This window comes from Rhodococcus sp. SB1D (assembly GCF_048573875.1).
Taxonomy (GTDB): domain Bacteria; phylum Actinomycetota; class Actinomycetes; order Mycobacteriales; family Mycobacteriaceae; genus Rhodococcus_F; species Rhodococcus_F qingshengii.
The window spans coordinates 199,817-226,765 of the sequence record NZ_JBMAIQ010000010.1 but is presented as its reverse complement, the minus strand read 5'-3'; the positions used below and the strand labels follow the sequence as shown (position 1 = coordinate 226,765).

30 protein-coding genes are annotated in these 26,949 nt (G+C 62.4%); 17 read left to right on the top strand and 13 right to left on the bottom strand.

Features of this window, described 5'->3' with window-relative positions:
- Position 1 precedes the first annotated feature (1 nt).
- The 4 genes from ACN50D_RS22155 to ACN50D_RS22140 all read right to left on the bottom strand — a co-directional run bounded on the left by ACN50D_RS22155 (position 2) and on the right by ACN50D_RS22140 (position 4,009).
- A complete protein-coding gene (locus tag ACN50D_RS22155; RefSeq protein WP_054827941.1) occupies positions 2-1,285 on the bottom strand; it encodes a hydroxymethylglutaryl-CoA reductase, degradative in 1,284 nt (427 codons plus the stop codon).
- 112 nt (positions 1,286-1,397) lie between these two features.
- Positions 1,398-3,371 carry a helix-turn-helix domain-containing protein gene (locus ACN50D_RS22150; protein ID WP_307850451.1) on the bottom strand — a complete coding sequence of 658 codons (1,974 nt, stop codon included), beginning with the start codon at positions 3,369-3,371 and terminating at the stop codon, positions 1,398-1,400.
- Between the two features lie 10 nt (positions 3,372-3,381).
- Positions 3,382-3,897 (bottom strand): tail fiber domain-containing protein, encoded by a 516-nt coding sequence (locus ACN50D_RS22145; protein WP_307850449.1) that lies wholly within the window; start codon positions 3,895-3,897, stop codon positions 3,382-3,384.
- A complete protein-coding gene (locus ACN50D_RS22140; RefSeq protein WP_003941742.1) occupies positions 3,881-4,009 on the bottom strand; it encodes a hypothetical protein in 129 nt (42 codons plus the stop codon). The genes ACN50D_RS22145 and ACN50D_RS22140 overlap by 17 nt, the downstream gene beginning before the upstream one ends.
- 288 nt (positions 4,010-4,297) lie before the next feature.
- Here ACN50D_RS22140 and ACN50D_RS22135 point away from each other — a divergent pair, with 288 nt between their 5' ends.
- Positions 4,298-4,462, top strand: coding sequence for a hypothetical protein (locus ACN50D_RS22135; RefSeq protein ID WP_003941708.1), 165 nt, complete (start codon positions 4,298-4,300; stop codon positions 4,460-4,462).
- Positions 4,463-4,467: 5 nt separating this feature from the next.
- Here the strand turns inward: ACN50D_RS22135 and ACN50D_RS22130 are convergent, their stop codons facing one another.
- The 3 genes from ACN50D_RS22130 to ACN50D_RS22120 all read right to left on the bottom strand — a co-directional run bounded on the left by ACN50D_RS22130 (position 4,468) and on the right by ACN50D_RS22120 (position 5,959).
- The gene (locus tag ACN50D_RS22130) at positions 4,468-4,842 is read right to left on the bottom strand and encodes a VOC family protein (protein ID WP_064444163.1); all 375 of its coding nucleotides are present in this window, start codon (positions 4,840-4,842) and stop codon (positions 4,468-4,470) included.
- A 29-nt stretch (positions 4,843-4,871) separates the two neighbouring features.
- Entirely contained in the window at positions 4,872-5,285 is a 414-nt protein-coding gene (locus ACN50D_RS22125; protein WP_003941719.1) for a VOC family protein, read from the bottom strand.
- Between the two features lie 101 nt (positions 5,286-5,386).
- The gene (locus ACN50D_RS22120) at positions 5,387-5,959 is read right to left on the bottom strand and encodes a helix-turn-helix domain-containing protein (protein WP_047270126.1); all 573 of its coding nucleotides are present in this window, start codon (positions 5,957-5,959) and stop codon (positions 5,387-5,389) included.
- Between the two features lie 64 nt (positions 5,960-6,023).
- On the opposite strand from ACN50D_RS22120, the gene ACN50D_RS22115 reads away from it, so the two are divergent.
- Positions 6,024-6,737, top strand: coding sequence for an AzlC family ABC transporter permease (locus ACN50D_RS22115; RefSeq protein ID WP_064444274.1), 714 nt, complete (start codon positions 6,024-6,026; stop codon positions 6,735-6,737).
- Entirely contained in the window at positions 6,734-7,054 is a 321-nt protein-coding gene (locus ACN50D_RS22110) for an AzlD domain-containing protein (RefSeq protein ID WP_007733089.1), read from the top strand. Before ACN50D_RS22115 ends, ACN50D_RS22110 begins: the two co-directional genes overlap by 4 nt.
- Here ACN50D_RS22110 and ACN50D_RS22105 read toward each other — a convergent pair.
- A complete protein-coding gene (locus ACN50D_RS22105; RefSeq protein ID WP_064444164.1) occupies positions 7,040-7,696 on the bottom strand; it encodes a TetR/AcrR family transcriptional regulator C-terminal domain-containing protein in 657 nt (218 codons plus the stop codon). The genes ACN50D_RS22110 and ACN50D_RS22105 overlap by 15 nt on opposite strands.
- Before the next feature lie 164 nt (positions 7,697-7,860).
- Here ACN50D_RS22105 and bioB point away from each other — a divergent pair, with 164 nt between their 5' ends.
- The 3 genes from bioB to ACN50D_RS22090 are packed head-to-tail and all read left to right on the top strand — an operon-like array spanning position 7,861 to position 9,712.
- Positions 7,861-8,874: a biotin synthase BioB gene (bioB, locus tag ACN50D_RS22100; RefSeq protein WP_211921330.1), complete on the top strand. Its 1,014-nt coding sequence runs from the start codon at positions 7,861-7,863 to the stop codon at positions 8,872-8,874.
- On the top strand, positions 8,871-9,095 hold the full coding sequence (locus tag ACN50D_RS22095) for a hypothetical protein (RefSeq protein WP_003941741.1): 225 nt from the start codon (positions 8,871-8,873) through the stop codon (positions 9,093-9,095). The genes bioB and ACN50D_RS22095 overlap by 4 nt, the downstream gene beginning before the upstream one ends.
- Positions 9,096-9,106: 11 nt before the next feature.
- Positions 9,107-9,712 (top strand): DUF2567 domain-containing protein, encoded by a 606-nt coding sequence (locus ACN50D_RS22090; RefSeq protein WP_211921160.1) that lies wholly within the window; start codon positions 9,107-9,109, stop codon positions 9,710-9,712.
- A gap of 11 nt (positions 9,713-9,723) precedes the next feature.
- On the opposite strand, the gene ACN50D_RS22085 is transcribed toward ACN50D_RS22090, so the two are convergent.
- Positions 9,724-10,554, bottom strand: a complete 831-nt coding sequence (locus ACN50D_RS22085; protein ID WP_065352566.1) for an SDR family NAD(P)-dependent oxidoreductase — start codon at positions 10,552-10,554, stop codon at positions 9,724-9,726.
- 83 nt (positions 10,555-10,637) lie between these two features.
- Here ACN50D_RS22085 and ACN50D_RS22080 point away from each other — a divergent pair, with 83 nt between their 5' ends.
- On the top strand, positions 10,638-11,240 hold the full coding sequence (locus ACN50D_RS22080) for a TetR/AcrR family transcriptional regulator (protein ID WP_193595233.1): 603 nt from the start codon (positions 10,638-10,640) through the stop codon (positions 11,238-11,240).
- A 109-nt stretch (positions 11,241-11,349) separates the two neighbouring features.
- Complete coding sequence (locus ACN50D_RS22075; protein ID WP_003941794.1) at positions 11,350-11,682, top strand: hypothetical protein; 333 nt, start codon at positions 11,350-11,352, stop codon at positions 11,680-11,682.
- Between the two features lie 14 nt (positions 11,683-11,696).
- On the opposite strand, the gene ACN50D_RS22070 is transcribed toward ACN50D_RS22075, so the two are convergent.
- The gene (locus tag ACN50D_RS22070; RefSeq protein ID WP_007733069.1) at positions 11,697-12,425 is read right to left on the bottom strand and encodes an NUDIX hydrolase; all 729 of its coding nucleotides are present in this window, start codon (positions 12,423-12,425) and stop codon (positions 11,697-11,699) included.
- Between the two features lie 102 nt (positions 12,426-12,527).
- Between ACN50D_RS22070 and nadA the strand changes: the two genes are divergently transcribed.
- The 3 genes from nadA to nadC are packed head-to-tail and all read left to right on the top strand — an operon-like array spanning position 12,528 to position 16,005.
- Entirely contained in the window at positions 12,528-13,565 is a 1,038-nt protein-coding gene (nadA, locus tag ACN50D_RS22065; protein ID WP_003941702.1) for a quinolinate synthase NadA, read from the top strand.
- Complete coding sequence (locus ACN50D_RS22060) at positions 13,562-15,133, top strand: L-aspartate oxidase (RefSeq protein WP_003941771.1); 1,572 nt, start codon at positions 13,562-13,564, stop codon at positions 15,131-15,133. Before nadA ends, ACN50D_RS22060 begins: the two co-directional genes overlap by 4 nt.
- Positions 15,133-16,005, top strand: coding sequence for a carboxylating nicotinate-nucleotide diphosphorylase (gene nadC / locus ACN50D_RS22055; protein ID WP_003941805.1), 873 nt, complete (start codon positions 15,133-15,135; stop codon positions 16,003-16,005). Before ACN50D_RS22060 ends, nadC begins: the two co-directional genes overlap by 1 nt.
- Before the next feature lie 6 nt (positions 16,006-16,011).
- Here nadC and ACN50D_RS22050 read toward each other — a convergent pair whose 3' ends face one another.
- Positions 16,012-16,920 carry a LysR family transcriptional regulator gene (locus ACN50D_RS22050; RefSeq protein WP_211921158.1) on the bottom strand — a complete coding sequence of 303 codons (909 nt, stop codon included), beginning with the start codon at positions 16,918-16,920 and terminating at the stop codon, positions 16,012-16,014.
- A gap of 71 nt (positions 16,921-16,991) precedes the next feature.
- Between ACN50D_RS22050 and ACN50D_RS22045 the strand changes: the two genes are divergently transcribed.
- The 6 genes from ACN50D_RS22045 (at position 16,992) to ACN50D_RS22020 (ending at position 23,815) form a co-directional block, all read left to right on the top strand.
- Positions 16,992-17,885: a dihydrodipicolinate synthase family protein gene (locus ACN50D_RS22045; RefSeq protein ID WP_064444166.1), complete on the top strand. Its 894-nt coding sequence runs from the start codon at positions 16,992-16,994 to the stop codon at positions 17,883-17,885.
- 48 nt (positions 17,886-17,933) lie between these two features.
- Complete coding sequence (locus ACN50D_RS22040) at positions 17,934-19,238, top strand: HNH endonuclease signature motif containing protein (protein ID WP_211921156.1); 1,305 nt, start codon at positions 17,934-17,936, stop codon at positions 19,236-19,238.
- A 123-nt stretch (positions 19,239-19,361) separates the two neighbouring features.
- Positions 19,362-19,874 carry a GNAT family N-acetyltransferase gene (locus ACN50D_RS22035; protein WP_007732288.1) on the top strand — a complete coding sequence of 171 codons (513 nt, stop codon included), beginning with the start codon at positions 19,362-19,364 and terminating at the stop codon, positions 19,872-19,874.
- A gap of 93 nt (positions 19,875-19,967) precedes the next feature.
- Entirely contained in the window at positions 19,968-21,959 is a 1,992-nt protein-coding gene (locus tag ACN50D_RS22030) for a glycosyltransferase family 39 protein (protein ID WP_211921154.1), read from the top strand.
- 34 nt (positions 21,960-21,993) lie between these two features.
- The gene (locus ACN50D_RS22025; RefSeq protein WP_064444168.1) at positions 21,994-23,250 is read left to right on the top strand and encodes a hypothetical protein; all 1,257 of its coding nucleotides are present in this window, start codon (positions 21,994-21,996) and stop codon (positions 23,248-23,250) included.
- A 61-nt stretch (positions 23,251-23,311) separates the two neighbouring features.
- Positions 23,312-23,815 carry a GbsR/MarR family transcriptional regulator gene (locus tag ACN50D_RS22020; RefSeq protein WP_003942377.1) on the top strand — a complete coding sequence of 168 codons (504 nt, stop codon included), beginning with the start codon at positions 23,312-23,314 and terminating at the stop codon, positions 23,813-23,815.
- A gap of 36 nt (positions 23,816-23,851) precedes the next feature.
- Here the strand turns inward: ACN50D_RS22020 and ACN50D_RS22015 are convergent, their stop codons facing one another.
- Together ACN50D_RS22015 and ACN50D_RS22010 are read right to left on the bottom strand one after the other, a co-directional pair.
- Entirely contained in the window at positions 23,852-24,883 is a 1,032-nt protein-coding gene (locus tag ACN50D_RS22015) for an iron-siderophore ABC transporter substrate-binding protein (RefSeq protein ID WP_007732282.1), read from the bottom strand.
- 182 nt (positions 24,884-25,065) lie between these two features.
- Positions 25,066-26,925 carry a DUF4012 domain-containing protein gene (locus tag ACN50D_RS22010; protein WP_064444169.1) on the bottom strand — a complete coding sequence of 620 codons (1,860 nt, stop codon included), beginning with the start codon at positions 26,923-26,925 and terminating at the stop codon, positions 25,066-25,068.
- Positions 26,926-26,949: the final 24 nt, after the last annotated feature.

Sequence of the window (26,949 nt, the reverse complement as noted above, 5' to 3'; positions counted from 1 at the left end):
GTCAGTTTCCGCCGCGGATCTCGGCGAGAACCTTCTCGGCATGCTCGACGCGAATGCTCTTGTCCGCGATCAGGCGTGCCACCACGGCGTCGATCTCGCTCTTCTGCGCTCCGGCGGTGGCAGCGATGTTGCGGGCGTGCAGCCCCATGTGTCCGCGCTGGACACCCTCACTGGCCAGAACGCGGACAGCAGCCAGGTTCTGCGCCAGGCCGACTGCCAGAATGATGCCGGCGAGTTCTTCGGCGCTCTCGACGCCGAGCATCTTGATTGCGGCCTGCGCTACCGGGTGCACCTTGGTGGCGCCGCCGACGAGGCCGACCGGCATGGGTAGCTCGAGGGTGCCGACGATGTTGCCGTCGGCATTCTTCTCGAAATGCGAGAGTGAGGAGTAGATTCCGTCGGCGTTGACTGCATGGGAATGGCACCCGGCTTCGACTGCGCGCGTGTCGTTTCCGGTTGCCAACACCACGGCGCTGATGCCGTTCATGATGCCCTTGTTGTGTGTCGCGGCGCGGTAGGGATCCAGCTCTGCCAAGCGTGCGGCATGGATCAGGTTGTCCACAACCTCTGCGCCGCCGATCAATTCGGCGTCGAACACGGCACGAACGCGCGTCAGCCGCAGATCTGCCTTGTTGGTGAGAATGCGAAGAACGACGTGCCCGCCGCCGATCTCGGCTACTCGATCCGCGATTGCCTCTGCCATCGTGTTGACTGCGTTGGCGCCCATCGCATCTCGTACGTCGACATGAAGGTGGAGGACGACGTAGGCGGCCTTGTCCGAAGAAACGATGCGTACCGAAACGTCCTTCACGCCACCGCCGACGCTGACCAGTTTCGGGTCCTGTTCGTTGGCGAGTGCAATGATTTCTTCACGTGCCTCGAGGAGTCGGATACGGGCGGCTGCCGGATCCACGACGTCGACGAGTTGTATCTGGGCCTGCATGATCGGCGGGGTACTCGAGACGTGAAAGCCGCCGAGTCCGCGTGCGATGCGAGCAGCGTTGCTTGCGGCTGCGACCACCGACGGCTCCTCGGTGGCGAGCGGGATCAGGTAGTCCGTGCCGTTGATCGTGAAGTTGGTGGCCACGCCGACCGGGATGCCGATGACGCCGAGGACGTTCTCGACCATGCGATCGGCCTGGTCGATGGTGAGGCCGTCGGCGGCGTCGTAGACCGCGATGTCTGCCTCGGTCAGGTCGGTCTGGCGGACGATCTCGGCGCGTCGTGCGGCGACGTCGTAGGACCGGAAATCGGCGATGCGGCTGTTGATGGACCGGTTGTTCATAGACACGTGGGGTCGTCCTCCTGAAGTGGTTCTGTGCTCCGCTTCACAGTAGGGAGGTCGATGCTTGCCAGGCCACGTGCTCACGACACATCGATCGGTCGAAATTGTAGTGTCATGCACCATCGGCGCTGTCGGTGATGCCGCTTCCGGCCTCTTCGGTTCCCACGTCCCGAAGTTCGTCGAGCCTCGTCGCCATGGACACCCGGAAAAAGTTCTCGTCTTCCCGCCACGATTGACCGAGGAGCGTACGGATGCGGTCGAGACGCTGAACGACGGTGTTGGGGTGATAGTTGAGTGCGCGGGCAGCCTTGGTCGGGCTCCCGTCGTTGCGTACCAGGGCACGAAGGGTCGCGGTGAGATCGGTGTCCTTGTCGCGGTCGTACGCGAGTACCGGGCCGATTACTTCGTCGATGAACTGATGAAGTGATTCCGGATTTTCGCCGAACAGAACGGTGTACGGCAGATATGACGCCGTCGTGACCGCGCCGTCGGTCTTGCCCAATGCCGTGAGTAGGCGGGCCGTGCGCAGCGCCGAGGTGAAGCGCGCCGGGAGCTCTTCGGGGCGTTCCGCCGTCGCCGGCGCAATGACTACTGCGTGCGGTCCTACCGAACCGGTGATCTGACGGTGAATGACCGTCGCCGCGGCTGCCGGGTTTCCCGAGCGCGAGACCACCGCGATCAATCCGGCATGCTGCGCCGCCAACCCCGCTACCGGCAGAGACTGCCCGATTGCGCGGAGCGCGGCGGTGCGGAGTTCCGGAGCGACCGACACCACGAGGACGGTGTCCAGTTCGCCGAGGGAGATGCCGAGGTTTCGGGTCCTACGTTCGAGATCGCGCCTGCGCTCGGGCGCAGTGCTCAGCAAGTCGGCGACCAGTTCGTCACGTGCACGCCGGTCCGCTGCTGCCGCCGCCGAGTGTTGCAACACGAGGATGGCAGTGACCTGAGCTGCCCGTTCTACGGTCCGGAGTTCGACGGGGCCGATCGGCGCGTCCGAACGATTCAGCAAGATGGCCCCGAGGAACGATTCTCCGGCGGTGACGGCGCTGACGAGTTGGATCACGGTCTCGCTGTTATCGGCGACAAACGTGCATCGGCCACTGCGGCGACTCTGGTCGATGGCATCGGACACGGCGCGAGGTAGCGACAACGGCACCGTCGTGATCTGCTCACCCGACGATGTGACGAGAGGGCGTAGCTCATTGTCGACGACGACGGTGCTGCGTTCGAGTGCGCTGCTGAGGGTTCGTGCAACCTGGGCGTAGCCACCGCCGCGGAGAACGGCGTGGATCAGATCCTGGTGGACGATGTTCGATTTGTCCCGCGCGGACACGTGCTCGCGCAGCCCGTCGAGTGCTCGCCCGGTCTCGGCGGCGGATTCCTCGGCGCGGTCCAGCGCCCGTGCGGTTTGCAGGACTACCGAGGCGTGATCAGCCAGCGCCGAGAGCAGGGCGATCTGATCTGCGGTAAATCGTCGTTCCCGGCGGTCGGCGGCAAACAGGACTCCGAGGATCTGGCCGTCGGAGAGCATCGGCACGCCGAGAATCGCCACCAGACCCTCGGCGACGATCGCGGCATCGACCACTTCGTCATGGCGCGACTGCGTGTAGTCGCTGTAGTTCTGAACCCATTGGGCTGCTCGAGATTCGGCAATCGCGCTGACCAGTCCCGCGCCGGCAGGAACTTGCAGATGCTGGAGTTCCGGCGAGACCGCGCCGGCCGTCTTTCGAACATTCAGGTCACGAGTGATCACGTCGAACTCGGACAGGTACGTGACGTCGGTGCCCATGATGTCGTGTGCGCGGTTGACCAGCCTCTGCAGCAGTGTGTCCACGTCGCGAACCTGCGCGAGCTCACGTGCACTCGAATAGAGAACCGCCAATTCGTTCTCGCGACGGCGAAGTCGCCGAAATTCCGACCGACTGGCCCGGATGAGGGCCGCGGTCTCCGCGACCTCCGTTGCGCCAAAGCCGAATTCGGCAAGTACCTGTTCGACATGTTCGTCGCCGACTGAATTGGACGTCACGTCGAACAGCGCGGCAATCACGTTGGGCGCTGAGTCGGAGTCTGAATCAGGGGCGGTCACACCGAACAAACTACAGACCGGTGGATCCACCGAATTCGTCGAGCGGTGTGGATATGTGATTGTTGTTTGTTTCCAATGCATTCCGAGTCGTGCTCGTGTCTCCCGTTTCCCGTCTCAGTCTGTTCACGTCCTTCTCGAGCGCGCTGAGTTCTGTCTCGAGGGCACTGATCTTGCGGTTCAACGCTTGGATGCTCGCCATGCAGACGCCGTTCGCGTCGACGGCGGAGATCCGGCGGGCGTTGGATCCCAAGCCGAAAATCGCCGCAAAGTCTTGCGCCATCGGACCCAGGTGACGGACCGACTTGTGGTCGAATCCGTAACTCCACGTACTTATTCGGAGTGCCGTCAACCGGTCGAGCACGTCCTGCGCGCTCGTCGGAACATCTACGCCGGTATGCACGCCACGTCGATGCGCGGCCCGTGCGAACACCCACTGCGCGGGGTGTCGCATCGCGGCGTTCACCCGAATACCGACCCGAGTGCCCAAAAATTCAGTGCGCTCGCCCTCGTCAGGCGGTGAGTTCACGTCGTGCGGTTTTGACGGTCTTGTCGCTCAGCAGAATTCCCGCTCCTGCGCCAAGCAGTCCGAGGCCGATTCCGACAGCGGCGCTGCCGAGGCCCAAAGCAATTCCCAACATGATTCCTCCAAAAATTGTGCGGTGAATTGAGGGGCCAGGTGTCCGACGAAAGTGCTGCCGACCTGCTCCGCGCTCATCTTTCACATTGCTCCGCCGTGCGGGCGATGACAACCCGTCTGGACCGAATTTCTCGTGGAAAACACAGGCGTGCAACACTGGGTGAAGAACTGCTGAGTCATCGGCGTCTTGTCGGCGCCGTACGGGCGGCAGTAATTGAGTAGCCATCGACCGATCTCTAACGCAGGTTTATCTGCGCGCGGCAACGATGACCAGGCAAAAGGGTGGCATGTGAACGAATCGAGCAGTGGCTTGTTTTCCGACCTCAGCGCGTCGGAGCCCGTTGTCGACGCAAAAAGCGCCGAGCAACTGGCTGCCGAGCGTGAAACTGCGGCAGCAGAACGCTCCAACACCGACACCGCTGAACAGCGGCAGTCGCAGCTGTTCAGCGGTTAAGCGCGTCAGGACTCCTTGATCACCGACAGAACATTGCCGGCGGGATCGGTGAACCACGCGATGTCGGGGCCGTTGCCACGCATGATGCCTCGCGCATCCTGGGGGAATCCGTCGTATTTGAGAAACTCCACGCCACGTGCGGTCAGTTGGTCGACGGTTGTGTCGATGTCGTCGACGACGAAGTTGAGAATCGTGTAGGTCGCCGCTTCGTGATTCGGCTTCGGATAAACGAGGATCTCGGTTCCGCCGGCAAGATATAGGCGAATCAGTCCCATGTCTTCGTCGGTTACCTTCAACCCGAGTGTTTCGCCGTAGAACTTCTTTGCAGAGTCGATGTCTGTCACCGAAAATCCGCTGAATGCTTTCGTGTCTGTAAGCATGACTATCTCCGTTCCCAGCGGTTGCCGGACTAGGTGGTTTGGGAATCCGTCATTCCGGATTCCATCTCGGCCCTGGCTTCCTCGCTGAACTCGATGATCTGAACGTAGTTTCCGTCGGGGTCGATCGCAGTGGCGAACAAACTGCCCCCGCGGTCTTCGAGTGGAGCGTGCCAGTTTCCGCCGAGTGCATCGATGCGCTGTGCGATCGACCGGGCGTCGTCGGTTTCGACGTTGAGGAACATGCGACCCGGCTGGGGGTTGGTCTCGCCGACGTCGTCGCGTCTGTCGAGCATCACGTAGAAACCGTTGAAGTCGAGCACGTCGTAGCCGGGTTCGCCGGGAGTCCGGTCGACCTTCGGGGCGAACGCCTCGGCGTACCAGTCGCGCAAGCGTTCGGGGTCGGTGCTCGAGAGCAAAATGCTGCTGATGCTGGATCCGGACATGGGTCCTCCTGCTGTCGGTCGTTACTGTCGTCGGCAATCGAGGCTCTGGCCACATCACCTCCCAGATACAGACTTCCCGCAGCGGCGAAACTCATCGCGGCTCAGGTGTGTTCCGATACCAAGATCGCTGTCGTCCCTGGTTCGAGCGCCCGAAAGATGTGCTCCTCGTCGCCGGGATAAGCAAGATAGTCGCCCGGTCCGAGTTCGATCGGATTTGCAGTGGGCCCGACCTGCGCCCGTCCGGTGCCGATCACGACGTGTTCGGTGGTGCCGCGTGCATGCGGAGTCGAAATACGCGGCTCGCCCGGTTCGGCGACTATCCGATACAGATCGCGTCGTGCGTTCGGTGGGCTCGGCGCCAAGAGTGTCGCGATGTACGACGCGTTTGCCGACGCAATCGCGGGACCTTCTCCGGCTCGAATCAACTGAACGGTCTGTGCCTGAGAGTCGACGAGTTGTGAGAACGGCACGCCCAATGCGTTTCCGAGTGCCCACAGAGTTTCGAGGCTCGGATTTCCGAGTCCGGATTCGAGTTGGGAGAGTGTGGACTTGGCGATATCGGCGCGCCGGGCGACCTCCGAAAGGCTCAAGCCTGCTCGGGCACGTTCGCGTTTGAGTGCGACGGCGACCAGTTTCTGAGGAGTCTCCGCTGTATCCGTTTCATTACTGGGCATCGTTCGATTCTCCGATCGATCGTTCTACTTGACGAACGGTGTCACTTCGTTCAACATAGAATACATGCGTTCTTTATGGCGAACAGTTGATCGAGACACGGTTCGGGTGAGCGTGCTGATCTGTCTCTCCGTGGCCATCGTCGGTGTGTCCTACGGTGTGACGGCAGGATCGGCTGGATTCTCGTTGTGGCAGCTTTTGGCGTTGGCTGTACTCGTTCTGGGAGCGTCTTCGGAGTTCTTGTTCATCGGAATCATCGCAGCCGGAGGCAGTGCCACCGCTGCTGTTGTGGCGGGCTTGTTGATCAACTCCCGTAACTTCGCCTATGGGATGTCGGCAGGATCATTCCTCGGCAGGGATCGCTACAAAGATTCAGGCTGGCGCAGGGGCTCGGGCTGGCGCAAGTTGGTCGGCGCGCACCTGGTCAACGACGAAAGCGTCGCGGTCGCCATGGCGCAGGAATCGGTGGAGCGCAAGCGTGCGGCTTTTTGGTTCTGTGGAATCGGGATCGCGGTGTCGTGGCCGATCGGAGCTCTCCTGGGCGGGCTGCTCGGCAGCGTCGTCCGAGACCCCGGCGCGTTGGGATTGGATGCCGCGTTTCCGGTTGTCATTCTGGCCCTTGTCTTTCCTGCGCTGAAGGAGAAGGTGACGCTGCTTGCCGCCCTGATCGGTGCAGCAGTCGCGGTGGCCACGTCGCCGTTCCTGCCGCCCGGTACCGCTCCGCTCGTTGCGCTGCTGAGTATCGCGGTGACGATACCGTTCCGGGAGAAGGTTCGATGAATACCGCGTCGGTCTGGATCGGTATCGTCGTGTTCGCTTGCGGTTCTTACGCTTTGCGGGCAAGTGGCGTTCTGCTCCGCGCTCGGGTGAAGCTCTCCGGCTTCGCCGAGAAAACCCTCGATCGTGCTGTCGTGGTGCTGCTGCTCGCAGTGGTTGTGACATCGACGGTCTTCACCGGGCATGACGTTGCGGGGCCGGCGCGGATGCTCGGCGTGGTGGCCGGAGGCATCTGCGCCTGGTTCAAGGCGCCGTTGGTGGTCGTGGTGATTGTCGCGGCCGGCACTACTGCAGTACTCCGACTGTCAGGAGTGTCGTAGAGCCGATTCGATGGGCGTTGAATCGGGGATCGAATTCAGGCGAGTGCGAATGCCGTCGATGAACAGGTCCAGGCCGAACTGGAAGCGCACTGTCGGATCGCCGTCGAGGAGGTCCTCGTCGGAACCGCCGCCGATGACCTCGGGGGAGTCGGGGGAGATGGGAGCCCGGGTGAGTGCCCCCATCTCTTCCATCTGCGCTCGGGACTGCTCGTCCACGGTATGGCCGAGTACGTAATACAGCAGGGCATACGCCGCGAGTTGGGCGTGCTCGCGTGAGAGACCGGATTCTTGCCCGGCATGTACGAAATGCTCGCGCACCTTGCTGCTTGTCATCCGCGAGGCGAAGGTGGCGCTGACCAACTCGGCGCCGTCGCGGTGCGCCAGTAGGGCAGACCGAAGTCTGTGTGCCAGTTCGGAATACGCTTCTTGCCACGTGTCTGCGTCGACGGGGGCGTTGAGGTCTTCGAGGATCTTGTCGACAACCGCGCCCAGCAAGGTCTGTTTGTTCGGGAAGTGCCAGTACAGGGCGCCGGGTTGGACACCTAGTGAGGTTGCGAGCCTGCGCATCGTGAGGTCGGCAAGTCCGAACTCGTCGAGTATCGCCATGGCGCCGTCCAGCACGTCGCCGCGTCGCAACTGCACTTGTTGTTCCCCTCGTTTCGTCCCGCTGTGGAGCGCTTTCGATCGAATGTCGATCGGACCCGCCTTTGACAGTATTCCACCACGTCTCTAACGTGAACACCGTTCAACTTGTACGGTGTTCAATTTTGCTGGTTTCGAAGGAGACGTCTGTGACCCCGCCCCCGATTAGCACGGCCCCTGCGACGGTCGACATCCTCGACCAGGCGCGCGAGCAAGTTCTCGAAAGAGGAGTTGGCCTGACCGAAAGCCAGGTGCTCGACGTACTCCGACTCGACGACGACAGGCTCGAAGACCTGCTGGCTCTCGCCCACGATGTGCGTATGAAGTGGTGTGGACCGGAGGTCGAGGTCGAGGGCATCATCAGCCTGAAGACGGGCGGCTGCCCTGAGGACTGCCATTTCTGCTCGCAGTCCGGACTCTTCCAGTCGCCGGTTCGCGCGGCGTGGTTGGACATCCCGAGCTTGGTGGAAGCTGCCAAGCAGACTGCGAAGTCGGGCGCTACCGAGTTCTGCATCGTGGCCGCCGTCCGCGGACCTGACGCCCGGTTGCTCGCTCAGGTTGCCGCAGGCATCGAGGCGATCCGCAACGAGGTCGACATCCAGATCGCCTGCTCGCTCGGCATGCTCACCCAGGAGCAGGTCGACCAACTGGCCGCCATGGGTGTGCACCGGTACAACCACAACTTGGAAACTTCGAAGTCGCATTTCCCGAACGTCGTGACCACGCACTCGTGGGAAGAGCGGTGGAACACGCTTCGGATGGTTCGCGAAGCAGGCATGGGAGTGTGCTGCGGCGGAATCCTCGGCATGGGCGAATCCCTGGAGCAGCGCGCAGAATTCGCGGCCAACCTGGCTGAACTGGAGCCGGACGAGGTCCCGCTCAACTTCCTCAACCCGCGTCCGGGTACCCCGTTCGGTGATCTGGACGTGTTGCCCGCCAGCGAGGCGCTCAAGTCCGTGGCCGCTTTCCGTCTCGCGCTGCCTCGCACGATCCTGCGCTTCGCGGGTGGACGCGAGATCACTCTCGGCGACCTGGGTGCCAAGCAGGGCATCCTCGGCGGAATCAACGCCGTGATCGTCGGCAACTATCTGACGACCCTCGGACGTCCCGCCGAGAAGGATCTGGATTTGTTGGTGGATCTGCAGATGCCGATCAAAGCACTGAACGACACTCTGTGAGCACTCCGGTGACCGAGGAGCGGTACAACCCGTTCACCGGGCGTCGGATCGTCGACGGCGTCGACGATCCGACGCCGACTGCGGCGTCGATGGGGCTCGAGCCTCCTCGCTTCTGCGAGCAGTGCGGGCGCCGCATGATCGTTCAGGTCAGCCCTGACGGATGGTGGGCGAAATGCTCCCGACACGGTGTCGTCGACTCGATCGACGTCGCCCGCAGGTAGCGTCACTCTGTGTGATCTCTCTTCGGCAGATTCGTCTGCGCACCGCGATCGTGATCGCCGCAACCATTGCGGGCGTGAGCGTGCTCGTCGGTGTGCTGTGGGCGTTCTTGGCTCCGGCCGAGCACCTGTTGGTGGTGTCCGAGGGGCGCGGCGTCGCGTTGACGGGTGAGAGCCTTCATCAGTTCGACGCGAGCGCCGTGTTCATCTGGCTGGCACTGATCGTCGGTGTGCTGTCGGCGGTGGCGGCCTGGTTGGCACGCCTGAGTCGAGGTCCTTATGCCCTGGGCGGGTTGATAGTCGGTTCAGTGGCAGGTACCGGACTGATGGCACTCGTGGGTTCGGGCGTGACAAAACTGCGTTTCCCCACGGCCGACAATCCGGCGGTCGGGGAGATCATCGCGCGGGCCCCGAACGTCGGAACTTTGCTCGTGCTTCTGTTTCAGCCGCTCGCGGCGTGCGTCGTGACATTGGTTCTTGCAGTGCTCAATCCGTACGACGACCTCGGGGTGGGGGACCACCCGGAATCCGGGGATCCGGAATCTGGGGATCCGGAATCTGGGGATCCGGCCACCGACACCGAACAGGCCGAAGTCGAAAGCCAGCCGAAACTTCCGTAACTGTTGCGTCGCTACGCCGCAGAGGTCGACGAGCGCTTGGTTTCGGCTTTCATTCGCACGTCACCCAACAGTCGCCCGGAAATCAGCGCGCCCAACCGGCGGGTTGCGAAGCGAGTGCTGATCGAGGACACCCAGTTCGGCAGTCCCGATACGACGGTCGGCGGCGCGTAGCGTCGATCCAGTGCTCGGAAAGCGGTGTCCACCACCTGAGTTGCCGTCTGCATTCGCCCGACCGCCGCGTCTTCGGAGCCGACTACGTCGAAGAACTCGGTGCGCGTCGGACCGGGGCACACCGCCAATACAGTCAATCCGCTGCCGCGAGCTTCGGCCCAGAGTGCTTCGGTGAAGTTGAGTACAAACGCCTTGGACGCGCCGTAGACGGCCATGCCCGGTGTCGGCTGGAACGACGCTGTGCTGGCGACGTTGACCAGTGCTCCGCGGCCGGTGAGAAGGTCGGGCAGGAATGTGTGTGTCAGCTCGACCAGCGTGGCGATGTTGAGCTGAATCTCGGACGTGACGCGCTCGAGATCTTCGTCCACGAATGCCCCGTGTGTTCCGAATCCGGCGTTGTTGATCAGCGAGTCGACGGTGATGCCACGGTTTGTCAGCTCCTGGTGCAGCGATGCACCGACGCCGGGTGCGGCCAGGTCGGCGGGCAGGACTGTCACGATGATGCCGTGGGCGCCACGGAGTTCGGTGGCGAGTGCCTCGAGGCGGTCGGCCCGCCTGGCGACCAGAACCAGGTTTGCGCCGCGAGCGGCAAAGCGATGAGCGAATTCCACTCCGAGCCCAGCGCTGGCTCCGGTGATGAGGACGGTGGTTCCGGCTACGTCGATGGCCATGGTGGCTCCTTCGGTTCGGGTGATCCCAAATGTAGGCACTGACACCATAGTTGTCAATGACAACATTTTGATATGGTGCCACCATGCCCGCCCACGAACAGCCGTATCATCACGGCAGCCTGCGACAGGAACTCCTGGCGTCGGCCGAAGCAACACTCGAACGAGATGGCGTCGACAAGTTGTCGCTGAGGCAACTCGCGCGTGAGGCGGGCGTGAGCCACGCGGCTCCGGGCAAGCACTTTCGTGATCGCCAGGCTTTGCTCGATGCCTTGGCCGAAAGTGGATTCCATCGGATGACCGGTGAGCTCGAGCGGGCAGTCGCGGATGCTCCACCGACCGCGAGGGCCCGGTTCTCCTCGCTCGCCAATGCCTACGTGGATTTTGCGCTGGAGCATCCGGGCCTGCTCTCTCTGATGTACAGCAACAAGCATGCGCCGGGCGCCGCCGAAACTGTCGTCAACGCGGGGCACGCGACGATGGACCTGACCGTCCGGCTCGTTTCGGAAGCTCAGGCCGCCGGTGACATTGCCGCCGGTGATCCGGAAAGTATTGCGCTGGTTGCCTTTGCGACGTTCCACGGCGTCGCGACGCTTGCTGCGGGCGGAATGTTGGGCGACGTGCCGGTGGGCGAGGTGGTGAACGCGGCCTCGACGGTCTTCTGGGCGGGCCTTTCCAGGGCTGTCTGAGGTGGGGCGCGCAATTCCCCAGAGTTCTCACAGAACCAGCACAAGGGAAGCACAAGATTGCGGACTTACATAGGAGTCAAGAAGTTTGATTCCGAGTGGAGGTTCGGCAATGAGTGTTTCAGAGATCGCCCCCAACAGGGGAGTTGTACTTGTCACGGACATCGGATTCGAGCACGGTGCGCGCACGGCCGCCGAGTTTCTCGACGCTGGTTGGAGCGTGGCAGTCACGGCGCGGACGGTCACCGAATTGGTTCGCGTCATGGCGGGAAAACCTGCCCATCGCTTCTTTGCGATTGTCGCCGATCCGACGGATCGTTGGCAGGCCGATCGGATTCTCGATCGGGTGACTACTCGGTTCGGTGTAATCAACCGGGTCATCGATCCGGCCGGCGCCGTGACCTCGGTGTGGTTGCAGCGCGGAAGTCTCGAAGCTGTTGCCTGACAGTGCGATCGGTGTCAGCTTGGCGGCCGTAGTGCGGCGAATTCGTCGGTGACCCGCAAGGTGGAGTCGGTGAAACGGTACAGGGCGGGTGGACGTCCACCCGACTTGCCGGACGGTGCGGTGTTGCCGGTGGGAGTCAGAACGCCTCGACGCCCCAGCACGCGTTGCAAGTTGGTGGCATCGACCTGGTAACCGAGGGCAGCGCAGTAGATTTCGCGCAGTGTCGACATCGCGAACTCTTCCGGGGCCAGCCCGAATGCGATGTTGGTGTACGAGAGTTTCGCGGCAAGTCGATTGCGCGCGTGCCGTACGACGGTTCCGTGGTCGAACGACATCTCCGGCAACTTCGAAACGGGGTGCCAGGCCGTGTCCGGTGGCAGTTGTGGGTCGGCGCTGAGGGGAACGAGTCCGAGGAAGGTCGACGCGATGCGGCGCGGACCCGGCACGCGCTGTGGATCACTGAAGACGGAGAGCTGTTCGAGGTGGGCGACCTTTCGTAGGTCGACCTTCTCGGCGAGGAGTCGTCGAGCGGAGGTCGTCAGGTCCTCGTCGTCGCGCAGAGTGCCCCCGGGCAGGGACCACGTGCCCTTCTGTGGGTTGAGTGCACGCTGCCACAGCAGCACGGCCAACTCTTCACGACCTTGCGGGCAGTGATCGCCGTCACCTGCGGCGATGCTTGCGGGGAAGGTGCGAACTTGGAACACCGCTGCAAGCACTTCGTGGGTGGTGTTACTATTGGGCACGTTTTCGATCCTAAGTCGAAAACCTCGAATACGGAAATCCGGGCCAGCCCGTCCGGATTTGAACTGGGTGACGAGCCCGGGTTCACGGTGAAGGAGAACGCCATGACGACCACGACGTTATGGGAGGGATCGGCCTCGCAGATTCACGACGGCCCCGGCGGATACAACGGAGTCGAAGCGACCCCCGAGTGGGCCGCTGAGATCAAACGTCTGGCTCGCGAACGCGGCGCGACGATTCTTGCGCACAACTACCAGCTGCCTGCGATTCAGGACGTCGCCGATCATGTCGGTGACTCCCTGGCGCTGTCGCGAATCGCTGCCGAGGCGCCCGAGGACACGATTGTCTTCTGCGGTGTGCACTTCATGGCCGAGACCGCGAAGATCCTGTCGCCGTCCAAGACCGTGCTGATCCCGGACGAGCGAGCCGGCTGCTCTCTGGCCGACTCGATCAATGCCGAGCAGCTTCGTGAGTGGAAGGCCGACAACCCGAACGCGCTGGTGGTGTCGTACGTGAACACAACCGCAGAGGTGAAGGGTCTCACCGACATCTGCTGCACCTCGTCCAATGCCGTCGACGTGGTCAACTCGATCGATCCCGACCGCGAGGTTCTGTTCCTGCCGGACCAGTTCCTGGGAGCTCACGTCAAGCGCGTGACGGGCCGTACCAACATGCAGATCTGGGCTGGTGAGTGCCACGTGCACGCCGGCATCAACGGTGACGAGCTGACGGCCAAGTCCAAGTCGCACCCGGACGCCGAGCTGTTCGTGCACCCTGAATGTGGTTGCGCTACTTCGGCTCTGTACCTAGCCGGTGAAGGCGCGGTCCCCGCGGACAAGGTCAAGATTCTCTCCACCGGCGGAATGCTCGACGCTGCCCGCGTCACCAAGAGCAAGCAGGTTCTGGTCGCGACCGAGATCGGGATGCTGCACCAGTTGCGCAAGGCAGCGCCCGACGTCGATTTCCAGGCCGTCAACGACCGCGCGTCGTGCCCGTACATGAAGATGATCACGCCTGCCGCGTTGCTTCGCTGCCTTCTCGAGGGCAAGGACGAGGTCCACGTCGATCTCGAGATGGCCAAGCGTGCACAGAAGTCGGTGCAGCGCATGATCGAGATCGGTAATCCGGGCGGCGGCGAGTGACCAGCCCTGCCGGGCGTTTCGCCTGGGAGGCTCATGCCGACCTGGTCGTCGTGGGAGGCGGTGTCGCGGGCCTCACCGCTGCGCGCACCGCTTCTCTGCGGGGATTGAAAGTACTCACGGTCAGCAAGGGCGGTCCGACGGACACCGCGACTCAGTACGCGCAGGGCGGCATCGCGGTCGTCGACGATCTGAATACCGATTCCGTCGAGTCGCACGTTTCGGATACGTGTGAGGCCGGCGTCGGTTTGTGCGACGAGGAAGCCGTCTATTCCATCGTCGAAGCTGGTCACGACGCTGTTGCTGCGCTGGCCGCGTTGGGAGCGGTCTTCGATCGCGGGCGAGACGGCGAGGTGTCGCGCACCCGCGAGGGTGGGCACAGCACGCGTCGGATCATCCATGCCGGCGGCGACGCCACTGGCGCGGAAGTGCAGCGGGCTCTCAATGCTGCCGGGCTCCCCGTTCTGTTCGGTGCAGCGGCAGTCCAGGTGGTGACCAACCGGCGTGGGGTGTGCGGACTCATCGTCTCCTCGCCGGAAGGCCTCGGAGTGATCCATGCGCCCGCGGTGCTGCTCGCTACCGGCGGACTCGGTCAGCTGTATGCCTGCAGCACAAATCCGCCCGGAGCGACTGCCGACGGAATCGCGTTGGCACTCGAAGCCGGTGCGGCGATTGCGGACCTGGAGTTCGTTCAGTTCCATCCGACGGTGCTCTTCACTCCGGGCGGGGTAGGCCGCCGACCCCTGATCAGTGAGGCGGTCCGCGGCGAGGGCGCGATTCTTGTCGACACCAACGGTGATTCGGTCACCGCAGGTGTTCATCCGCTGGGTGATCTCGCCCCGCGTGACGTGGTCTCGAGGGCAATCGCAGCACGCCTACGCGATCTCGGCACTGATCACGTCTATCTCGACGCTCGCAAGCTCGACGGTTTCGATTCGAGATTCCCGACCATCACGGCGTCCTGCCTCGAAGCGGGCATCGATCCACGCACCCAATTAATTCCGGTCGCCCCGGCCGCGCACTATTCGTGCGGCGGAGTCGCCACCGACGTCCATGGACGAACGGGAGTGCCTGGTCTCTACGCAGCAGGCGAAGTGGCTCGCACGGGATTGCACGGCGCGAATCGTCTTGCGTCCAACAGCCTTCTCGAGGGTTTGGTAGTCGGGGAGCGTGCAGGAATCGCAGCTGCCGAGCGTCGCGAGGTTCATGCCGAAGTGGTCAACGTGGTGCGCAAGCCGATGCCGATCCTGCCGCGAGAGACCGTGCAGTCCGTCATGACGGCACACGCGTCAGTGGTTCGCGACGGAGGCGGTCTCCAGATTGCGCGAGCCGCGCTTGCCGACGCCGAACAGACAGTGGCGGTGGCTGCTCCGGACCTCGAAGACGCGGCGCTCACGTTGACCGCGACTGCATTGGTCGACGTGGCCGTGGCGCGAACCGAGAGCCGTGGCTGCCATACCCGCACCGACTATCCTGAAACAGATCCGAATCAGCGTCGCAGCACTCGGATCAAGATGGGTGCCGACGGAGCGCTCGAAATACCCGACATGTTGTTGACAGGAGTTCATTGATGACCGAGCAGAAGATCCTGCCCGCGCCGCTCGACCGTGACGAGCTGCTCACATTGGTCAGGCTCGCTCTGGACGAGGATCTGCGCTATGGACCCGACATCACTTCTACCGCAACGGTTCCCGCCGATGCGGTCGCGAAGGCGTCGGTCGTCTCACGCTCCTCGGGTACTGTCGCCGGCATCGACGTCGGACTGCTTGTTCTCGACGAGGTGATCGGCGCGGGTAACTACGAGGTCGTTGATCGGGTGGCCGACGGAACTCGGGTTGCGCCAGGTCAATCGGTGCTCACCGTTGTCGCGCCCACCCGCGGACTTCTCACGGCAGAGCGCACGATGCTCAACCTCGTCTGCCATCTCTCGGGAATCGCCACGGCGACATCACAGTGGGTCGACGCCATCGCCGGCACTCATGCCAAAGTGCGGGACAGCCGAAAGACGCTGCCCGGACTGCGTTCTCTGCAGAAATATGCAGTCCACGTGGGCGGAGGCGTCAACCACCGTATGGGATTGGGCGACGCGGCGTTGATCAAGGACAACCATGTTGCTGCTGCCGGTTCGGTGGTCGCAGCACTTCGTGCGGTCCGTGAGCTCGCCCCGGACATCGAGTGCGAAGTTGAGGTCGACAACCTCACTCAGCTCGATCAGGTGCTGGCGGAGAACGTGGAACTTGTTCTGCTGGACAACTTCCCGCTGTGGCAGACGCAGATCGCGGTCCAGCGCCGAGACGCTGTTGCTCCAGAAACCAAACTCGAGTCATCCGGTGGTCTCACCATCGACGTTGCCGCAGAGTACGCCCGAACCGGCGTCGACTATCTCGCTGTCGGTGCCCTGACACACTCGGTGACGGTCCTCGACCTCGGGCTCGACATGTAGATGCCGCTATTGCTCGGCGTCCAGCAGTTGCGGGACGGCCGAGCGAAGCGCGTTTGTCACGGTTGCGACCGCCGGGTGAGCGTCGGAGCCCGCTCGGTGTGCAATCTTGGTCCTTCGTCGAATGGGCATCGGCGTCAGGCGCACACCTAGCGGCGGATGGATTGCTCCGAGTTCAGGAACCAGCGAAACACCCTGTCCCGCAGCGACGAGGGCGAGAACGGTGGCGAACTCGTCGATGTGGTGTCGCACTTTCGGGGTGAATCCAGCTGCCTGGCATGCGCGAATAGTCATTGCATGACAAGCAGTTCCGGGAATTGCGGTAATCCAGGGACGTTCTACGCAGTCGGTCAGTGATGCGACAGCGTCGTGGGGATCTGACTCGATGTCACTCGAAGCGAGGTACACGGCTTCGCTGCACAGCGGCAATGTCGTCAGGCCCGGTTCGGTGGGGCGAGGGACGAAGTCGTAGTCGTGAATCAATGCCAAGTCCAGAGTCCCAGCTCGTAGGTCGTCGGCGACGTCCGCCGGGTCGATCTCCGAAACCATCGGTTCCAACCCGGGAAGCTCGCGAGACAGGGCGATCAATGCCGCCGGGAGGATCGCCCGTGCCGCGGTCGGGAACGTTCCGATGCGCAGCGGCCCCGCCAGTCCACGACGTGCGTCGACCAATTCACCTGACGCCTGCTCCAGGCGTTGCAGGATGGCTTCGGCATGACGTGCGAGGTTCTCACCGGCGGGTGTCAGCCGGACGCGACGGCCTGTTCGTTCCAGCAGCGGCACGCCGGCTTCACGTTCGAGGACGGCCAACTGCTGCGACACCGCGGAGGGACTGAACGACAGCGCCTCGGCAACGGCAACGATGGTTCCGCGCAGCGCTAGTTCGCGCAAGAGCTTCAGTCGACGAACATCGAGCATCAGCTCAGCTTACGCTCGACGATAGAAATGCGAACTAGACCTACAAGGTTTGTTCGGTGAGGCTGAGTTCTATGAATGTGACTCGAGTTGACCTGGCCGGAATCCATGTTCCACTGATCACGCCCTTCGAGAGCGACGGTCGTATTGCAACCGATGCACTCGAACAGCTTGCGCACCAGGTCCTCTCCGAGGGTGCGGTCGGACTCGTTGCGCTGGGGACTACAGCGGAAGCCGCAACACTCACCGAGCAGGAGAGAGTGACCGTTCTGGATATCTGTGCGAATGTGTGCCGTGCGAGAGGCGCGACGTTGATCGTCGGCGCGGGCAGTAACGACACGGCGGGCAGTGCGCAGGCGCTCGGGAGGCTGGCTCGGTGGCCTGAGGTCTCGGCGGCCTTGGTGCCGGTTCCCTCCTTCACGAGGCCGTCGAAAGCCGGTGTGGTGGCGCATTTCGCGCATCTGCAGTCGTCGAGCCCAGTGCCGCTGATCGTCTATCACGTGCCGTACCGAACTGCGTGCGATCTGGACAGCGGCACTATGCAGGAGGTGGGTACTTTGCCCGGGGTTGTTGGTGTGAAGTATGCCGCGGGCGGTATCGACGCAGCTGCCGTCGAACTCTTCGCGGATCTTCCAGGCGACTTCGCCGTACTGGCGGGGGATGATCTGTTTCTCGCGCCTCTTCTGGCCTTGGGTGCGGCCGGTGGCATCTTGGCGTCCGCTCATGTGTCGACCGCTGAGTTCGTCCGCTTGGTAAAAGCTTGGGACAGTGGCGATGTGGACGGCGCCCGTGACCTCGGGCGGAGTTTGTCGAAGCTGTCCGGAGCTCTGTTTTCCGAACCGAACCCGACTGTGATCAAGGGCGTATTGCATGCGTTGGGACAGATTCCGACTCCCAATGTGCGACTGCCGTTGCTACCTGCGGGTGACGAATCGGTAGCGCGGGCGCTCGAGGTCTACCACTCTTGACTCGAACGGGTGTTCGAGTATGATATGGGGAGGGGATCGGGGGATTCAATGAGCGTCTTGTTGTCGGATGTGGTGTCAGGTTCTGCGGTGGGGTTACGCGGACGCCTGTGGCAGTTGACTGCTGCCGAGTTGCGCGCTGCTGCTGTCGAGGCGAGTGCGGAGATTCTGCGCCTGGAAGCCGTTCGTGTGGCGGTGGTGGACGAGTTGTCGTTGCGCCCGGATGATCAGGTGATTGCGAGCCGCGGGGTGGGTGCGTGGTTGGCGGCTAACACGATGTTGCAGGTTCGGGACGGGAAGAAGATCGCCGCGTTGGGTGCGGCTTTGCGGCCGTTTCCGGGTGTGGCGGCTCGGTTCGATGGCGGGGATTGCTCGTTCGAGCATGCCGTGTTGATCGTGGCGTTCTGCGAGTCACCACCTAAAGGCATGCCGGAGGAGGCGCTACCGAAGTGCATCGATTTGTTGTTGGCTGCGGCATCGGGGGTGGAGGCGACGACCACGAAGGTGCGGAACGTGATCGCGACCTTGGAGCGGTTGTTCGAATCGGATGAGATCCCGCCCGCAGAGGATGTCGATCTCAATGAGTTGCGGATCGCCTCGACATTGAACGGCCGGGTGGTGGTGCGTGGTGATTTCGATGCCCTGACCGGTGAAATGCTGTTGTCGGTCCTGTCGAATCTGACGATGCCGACCCCGGCACCGGATGGGACGCCGGATGCTCGGTCGGCGGCGAAACGCACGGCGGACGGGTTCACCGAACTGATCCGCCGCTATCTGGACTGCGCCAAGACCGGTACCGATGGTGGTCAGCGTCCGCACGTGAACGTGCACATCAACGCTCGGGATCTGGCGGAGCATCGGGACTGCGCCGCAGCACCCTCCACTGCTGATGACGGAATGGCTGTGTCGGATCTTGATGTCGGGCACATGCCCTGGCTCGGACCGCTGTCGGTGTCGCAGACCAGGCTTCTCGGGTGTGATTGTTTCCTGTCGACCGTTCTGCTCGACGGTCACGGGGCACCGCTCGATGCGCAACCAGGAAAACGGTTGGTCACCGCTGAACAGCGAGTGGCGTTGATCGCCCGAGACAGAGGCTGCGCGTTCCCGGGTTGCACATGTGTGCCCGCGTGGACTGATGCGCACCATATTCGGCACTGGGCGAACGGTGGGCCGACGGTGATGAACAACCTGGTCCTGCTGTGCCGTTCACATCACCGGTTGATGCACCGGAAATCCGGGTTCGTCGGGAAATGGGATATCCGGATCGGTGTCGACAACAAACCGTGGTTCATCCCGCCGCCCTCGATCGACCCCGGCCAGCACCCGCGACCGGCGAACACCACATTCAAAACCTGACTGAGTGGTGACACCCGTTCAGGCGCACAACTTCACGCCGATAGGCTTCAACTCGGAGATACACCCGGGTTGGGGCCTGGAGGCCGTGTTGTTGTGAACGGCTGCAGATATGGGGGAGGTCATATGGTTGTCGACGTTGTGCAAGCGGTCGAGACCGATGGGCCGGAGATTCTGGCGCTGAGGCACGCGGCAGAAGACTGGTTGGCAGAACGCGGAATCATCCAGTGGCGCCCGCGTGAAGTGTCTGTCGAGCAGGTCGAGCAGCAGATTTCGAGAGGGGAGTTCTTTGTTGCGCGAGACCGGGAGCAGTCGAGGATTGTCGGCGCCCTGCGGTTGATCTGGTCGGACCCTGTGGTCTGGCCCGATTCGAACGAGCGTGCTGGTTACGTGCACGGATTGGTCATCGATCGAGAATTCTCGGGCACCTCGTTGGGCGAACGCTTACTCGTCTGGGCCCATCGACGGTCCGCGCAGGAGAACGCGCAGTACCTGCGGCTCGATTGTGTAGAAACCAACGTGCGGTTGCGCCGCTATTACCGAGACGCGGGTTTCGCCGAGGTAGGGCGTCGTGACTTCGGAGACGATGCCGACAACGGTTGGTTCAGCGTCGTGCTATTCGAGCGCTCCCTGACCTGAGCCATTCACAGCAACTTTCCAGCCGGCTCCCAGTGCCGCCAGGGTTGGAGACGCGATCGTTGGCAGGACAGTAACTCGTGAAGGGACTTCCTGATGACCGCCGTTCTGCATCCGGCCCCGCGTCAGCGGCCGGCACCAACTGCCCATCGCGCGGAGCCCTCGCCGTCGTGGTTCCGCACGCGCAGTACAGGATTGGCGCTGACGATCCTGTTGGCAGCAACGGCAGTCCTGTATTTGTGGAATCTGACCGCGAGTGGCTACGCCAACACCTTCTACGCTGCAGCGGCGCAGGCCGGCTCCCAGAATTGGAAAGCGTGGTTCTTCGGGTCCCTCGATACCTCGAATTTCATCACGGTCGACAAACCGCCCGCTTCATTGTGGGTCATGGGTGTGTCCGGGCGAATCTTCGGATTTTCGAGTGCCAGCCTTCTAGTTCCGCAGGCATTGATGGGCATCGGATCAGTTGCGCTCGTATACGCGGCCGTCAAACGAGTGGCGTCGCCCGCTGCGGGTTTGGTGGCGGGAGCTGTTTTGGCAGCTACGCCCGCTGCCGCCCTGATGTTCAAGTTCGACAATCCTGATGCACTGTTGGTTCTGCTCATGACTCTCGCCGGCTACTTCGTTATTCGCGCCATGTGCACGGCGATAGGTCGTCGAGCCGCTATGTGGGTGGCGCTCGCAGGAGTAGCGCTGGGGTTTGCCTTTCTCACCAAGATGCTGCAAGGGCTGATGGTGTTGCCTGCATTTGGTGCCGCGTATTTGATCGCCGGACAGGTGCGCTTGCGGACTCGCCTGGCCCACCTGGTCATCGGTGCTGCGTCCGTTGTCATATCGGCTGGGTGGTGGGTGTTGGCAGTGTGGCTGTGGCCCGCTGATTCTCGCCCGTACATCGGCGGATCGACCAACAACAGCGTCATGGACTTGGTAATGGGATACAACGGATTGGGTCGACTTTTCGGGAGCACCGGTGGCGGTGGCGGAATGGCCGGTGGCAGTGCGGGTTCGAGCTTCGGGGGGAGTACCGGACTGGAGCGGCTGTTCGGCAGCGAGATGGGTATCCAGATTTCCTGGCTGATACCTGCGGCACTGATCGCAGTGGTGTTCGGACTGCTCGCTCGGGGACGCGCACCGCGCACAGATCTTGTCCGTGCGTCGTTGATCCTTTGGGGTGGTTGGTTTCTCGTTACCGGCCTGATCTTCAGCTATATGTCCGGCACGATCCACCCCTATTACACAGTTGCGCTGGCGCCCGCCGTCGCGGGGATGATCGGGACCGGTGGATACGCTCTGTGGTTGGTCCGTGCCCGTTGGATCGGACGTTGCGGGTTGGCTGCGACGATGCTGGCCGCAGGAATCTGGAGCTGGGTGTTGTTGCACCGCAATGCCGACTGGCTGCCGATGCTGAAGTGGATTCTGTTGGCGGGCACTGTCGTCGGCGCGATTTTGGTTTTAGTGGGAGCCAAGGATCGATTCCGCAAGCTCGCTGTCGCTGGATTGATTCTTGGATCGTTGGCAGGGATAACCGGTTCTGCGTCTTACGCGATTGCCACTGCCGCAACAGCGCACGGCGGATCCATCCCGACGGCCGGACCAACCGGCGCCGTGTCCGACTCCGGAATGGGCGGGGGAGGAGGTATGGGTGGGGGCCCAGAGCTGCAAAACGGTGACGCTCCGCCGAATTCTTCTGACGCGACTGTAAATCCGGCGTCGAACGGGCAAGAACTGAGTAGCGGCAGTGAAAGTACTTCCGAGTTGACGGGAATGCTGGTCAATGCGGGCACCACGTGGTCGGCCGCGACCAACGGCTCGCAAAGCGCAGCAACCTACGAGTTGGCCAGCAATACCGCGGTGATGGCGATCGGCGGTTGGAGTTCCGATCCCGCACCGACATTGGATCAATTCATCCAGTACGTGGCAGACGGAAAAATTCACTACTACATTGCGGGTAGCCAGGGCGGAAGCCAGAGAGAGGGCCAAAGCGGGGACAGCACGTCGAGTGCCATCCAGGAATGGGTCGAAGCCAATTTCGCATCGACGACCGTGGGAAATTCCACGGTTTACGACCTCACTGGGTATGTCGGATAGTGACGTAGTTGTTGCCGTAGGCAATGATCGAGAAATGTCTGGGCGCACCGCACACGAGTCGAACCGTCGCCGCGAGCAATGGACCTGGCGTGACGGGCTGGTGATCGTCTCGATCGTCGCCTTGGGAACTGTTGTCGCGGCGGTGACGAACGAGGACACGGGCACGTCGATTCCCGGCTGCGATTCGGTGGCATCGCCGGGTCCGCCGGTGCGTATCAACTACGGTTTTGCCGGTGAGCCCGGTTATGACGACCCGGACTATCCATGGTTCTCGGGACCGAAGGCCACCGCCATGAGCGACGCACTACTCGAATCGCTGCCTTCCGATGTCGACGTTGTATTTGCGAGTCCATCGAAATCGCTCGAGTTTGCGCCGATCCAGAATTACCGGGGTGCCTCGTTTCCTGACGGGGTCGACCCGATCGAGTTCAGCGGTTCTACGTCGGCGAAGGGAACCTTGACTCGCGTCGGGCGGACTGCGGATATCTCGGTTCAGGTGCGTGCATGGGATCAGCCGGTGCCGCCGTGCTTGGAGGGTCTGGTGGATCGGCGGGAGCATCTCGAAAACGGAACAGTGCTCGACATCGCCGATTTCGAGGACAGAGCCGATTTCGAAGACAAAGACGGTTCGGAAGTCGGGGGCGAGCGCGGAGTCGTCGCGTATCTCGGTGATGGATCCCGGGTTGTTGCCAGCGTCGACACGTCGACCGGAACTTCGTCGGATGCTTCCCCGCTCTTGACGATGGACGAACTGATCGCGTTAGCGACCGCGCCGGGGCTTGCGGTGACTGCGCCGGTTCCAGACTCGACGCCGCCGCCGATGGCATCCTGCTACACCGATTCTGTGAATGCCGGTCCACCTGCGTCGCGCATGGATATCGACCGACTGAATCAGTTGCTCGATGCACGTTGGAAGGATCTCGGCGCGGCAGGCGTCACTTTGGAGCGCCCGCTCGGTTCGTTGGTTCCAGATGATTACGGACAGGGAGGAGTGTGCGAGCGGATCGTCGCCTCGACAGCGGACGGCAGCAGCGATGTCGAAATATCAGTTGGTACCGCTGTGCCGGAACCGGGTGACACACTGACGTTGCCAGGCTCCACCACCGTGACTCGCCTGGTCGATCCCGATGGCTCGGGCGATGACACGGTCCGGGTTGTTCACCCCTCCGGCGAAACAGTAGTGGTGACCCAGTTCGTGACATCGGCTGGCTCCACATCGGCGTCGCCTTTGACAATCGAACAGCTCGAGTTCATCGCAACCACTCCAGGGCTGGTGATTTCGGCTCGGTGACGGTGGTGCTGGCACAATAGTGGCGAATTGTTCGTACCCAGAGACGTCGGAGGCTCAACGAATGGGCGATGCCAGCCCTGCTCGCGGTGACGATTTCTCCACCTGGTTCATCGACCAGTTCTCCGTGTACTGGCAGTCCGGCGGTGGGGCCCGCATCGAAGGACGTATTGCGGGCTATCTGTTGATCAGCGAGTCGCCAGGGGTCAGCGCCGAAGAGTTGGCGCAGGCACTCGGAGCAAGTCGCGGATCGGTGTCCACCTACATTCGTCGGTTGATCGACCGGGGGTTCGTCAAGCTCACGCGCAAGCCTCGGGATCGGACTCACTACTACGTCATGGATTCCGACGTGTGGGGCGGATTCCTCGAAACAGAGCACGTGTATCTCGAGAATCAACGCAAGCTTGCGACCGAGGCCCTGCAGTACGCAAATCCCAACGGTCCCGCGTACATTCGTGTGCTCAACATGCGCGATTACATGGGGTGGATCATCGACAATCGCATGCTGAGCAGTGAGTGGATGCGATTCAAAGCTGAACGCGACGGCAAGAAACCCGCGTCCGAATAGGACGCGGGTTTCTCGATCGCACGATGCTGATCTACATCACTTGTTCAGCTTCGCGATTGCCTCGTCGATCATCGGCACGTAGCGCTCGAGCGACCAGGGCACGGTCAGAGGGTTGATCATCGAGGAACCGGTGACGAAGGGCTGTTCGGTCGGAGCGATGACAGTTCCCCGAGCCACAGCGGGGATTGCCTGGTAAGCGGGCTGCGCTTCGATCTCGGCCCGGTTGGCCGGGTCCGAGTAGAAGGTGAAGAGCAGGTCGGACTTGTCGAGGAGGTTTGCGTTCTCGAGGCCGATGACGGCGGAGTCTGTTCCTTCAGATTCCGTCAAGGTGTAGACGACGGGATCCACCTGCAGGCCAAGTGCGCGGACCATGGCCACACGCTGCTCTTCGGCGAAAAAGACGCCGAGGGTTCCTGGGCCCGTGTTGTAGATGAAGGAGAAGCTGACGTCGGCGTAGTTCGGATGTGCTGCAGTCGATTCCGCGAACTGCGACTTGATCTTGTCGATTTCGGCTGTCGCCTTCTCGGATTCGCCCATGGCTTTGCCGATGACGTTGATCTGGTCTTCCCACGTGATGGTCCAGGGGCTCTCGGCGTAGGCGACGGTCGGCGCGAACGCGTTGAGTGAGTCGAACTGCTGCTGTGTGATGCCGGACCAGGGGGCGAGGATCAGGTCGGGTTCGAGAGCGATGATCGCCTCGATGTTGAGATCGGTTCCGCCGGTGAACTGCTCTGGCAGTTCGCCGCCTTGCTTCGTGACCGCTTCGTGGACCCACGGCAGATACCCGGTGTCGTCGCTGCCCCATGCGTACTTTTCGACGCCGACGGGGATCGTGCCGAGCGCGATTACGGTCTCTGCCGACCCCATGCCGAGAGTCACGATTCGCTCGGGTTTTTCGGTGATGACGGCGTTTCCGAGCGCACTTTCGATGGTGACGGTTTCGAAGTCGCTGCTGCTCGATTCGGTTGCGGTGTCGTTGTTACTGCATCCGCCGATTACCAGGGCGGCAATGACCAATCCACTCAGCGCCACAGTTCGGCGAAGTGAGCGCACGCGGGCGTATCGCATGGGGAACCTTCCGTTGTCGATGCGCCGAGGAGTGAGACTCCGACGGATCGCAGCCGACGGCCGGTTCCAGGCGCGTCAGGAAGCATAGGCTAGCCTTTGGCAAAGTTTCAAATCTGCTGAAAGTTCACGAGCCCGACAAACGGCGACATGCCAGGGGCCTCGTCGACGTTTGCCGGTCAAGCTCAGCAGCTAGGAACGTCGACGGTAATCTTCGGGTCGTCGACAAGCGGCTGGACCGGTACGCGAGCTTCGCCCTCGGCTGTGGGCTCGGTCAGATCGAACTTCAGCTCAACCGTCTGGCCTTGCGGAATGACGGCCCTGGTCATGTAGGCCGGGTGACCCTGTTCAGTTCCGTTGACGGCAAACGAAATCTGTCCACCCACGGAGACGGCATCGAGTTTGGCGCCGGCTGTCGCAAGCAGAGTGACTGCAGCCACATTGGTGCCATTGGGCAGTCGTCCGGGGTTGTCGACGATCCCGCTGACATATTCGGTCAGGTCGGCGTCGGGCGCGTTGTTGGTCAGTCGAACGGTGACCGTTGTCTTTCGGGTGTCGCCGGTGCACGTCTGGGCTGTGTAGTCGATTTCTCGTGTGAGGTAGTAGTCGAGCTTGTTGCCGGCTTGGTTGTTGATCACCACACCGGCATACGGAGCCGCATCATCGGGAATGGTGTGCCCGAGGACGGTGTCGGCAAGAACCGATTGTTCGTCGGGGTGAGAGCTCCACACGGCGATTCTGCCCTCGCTGACGCCCTTGCCCAGAGCTTCCAGCAGTGCGCTCGGCGACTTGATGTTCCCGGTCATCTTCTCCACGACACGAGCTGCGATTGTCTGCAGATACTGCTTTCGTGCCTTGTTGTCGGAAGGGAAGCGAGCGTACGCAGTCGACTCGGTCAGTTCCACGACGTTGTCGGCGGTGACCGACTCTCCGTCGGGCATCTTGATCGGTCCTACCGCTTCGAGGATGTAACTCAGGGCGATCGGATCGGTCGCTATCGCACCGTCGACCATCTCACCCCCGGACTCCTGTGACCACAGGGACTGCCAGATCTGCGCTGCGTAGGGAAAGTGCGAGCTGAGGTTGCTGTTGCGAGAATCGGTGGTCGGTCGACTGTTTCCGTACAGCTGGTTGAAGTCAGGACCAAGGTCTATCGGTTGATTGTCCAGTGTTAGTTCGGAGTTGGGGGAGAGTGTGTCCACCCGAGCGGCGCCGTTGTCGACTCGGACGATGCCGTATCCACCCAACAGGCCGCCGGTTCCTCGCGCTTCCGCATTGGTCTGGAAACCGATGAAGTAGTTGCGCGGTCCGTCGGTGCCGAGCATCGCCGGTGCGATGCGCGCCGCGGTGGCGGTGTTCGTCAGGAGGGTAGCCAGTTCGCTTGTCTGCGACTGTAATTCTGCTCTGGCATCGTTAACTCGGCCCAGGTACTTCGATTCGGGAACTTCCTGTGCCTGCGACGACAGCAATTCCGCGGCGATAGCTGTTTCGGCCAGTTTCGGTTCCGCTTCGCGTAACGGTGCGAGTGCCAAGCGCCCACCGGGCTGCACCAATTCCGTTGGTGCGAGTGAAGTTCCGGTAGTCACGGCAGGGCCGAGAACGTCACGCGTAAGCCCCTGAACGACCTCGGTCATCTGGCGCGTCGACTCGAACGGCGACCCGATGACGGGAATTGCGGCGGTGATGTTCCAGGGGAGTGAATGGGTGTTGTCGTATGCGGCCGATGCTTCGCGATCGGCTTCCGCCGCGGCAGACTCTGCGACTCCCGTATCTCCGGCCAGGAGAGCGCTCTTCGCCGACTGTGCGTGGTCGCGAGCCGCCTCCAGGTTGTCTTTCGCTTCGTATGCCGTGTACCCGAGCCATGCCACGAAACCGCCCACTACCAGCGTCGTTGCGGTGATCGCGACTGCCGTTCTACGGCTTCGGAGAAAAGCGGCCGCCCCCTTGGTTTCGCGCTCCGGGCCCCTCGGTGGGATGGTGTTGGAGCCGCTCGGTTCAGCCCCGGAATCGTCGTCGGACTTTGGTCCCACCGTGTCGTTGTTCATCCGCTGAAGCTCCTGACGTTTGAG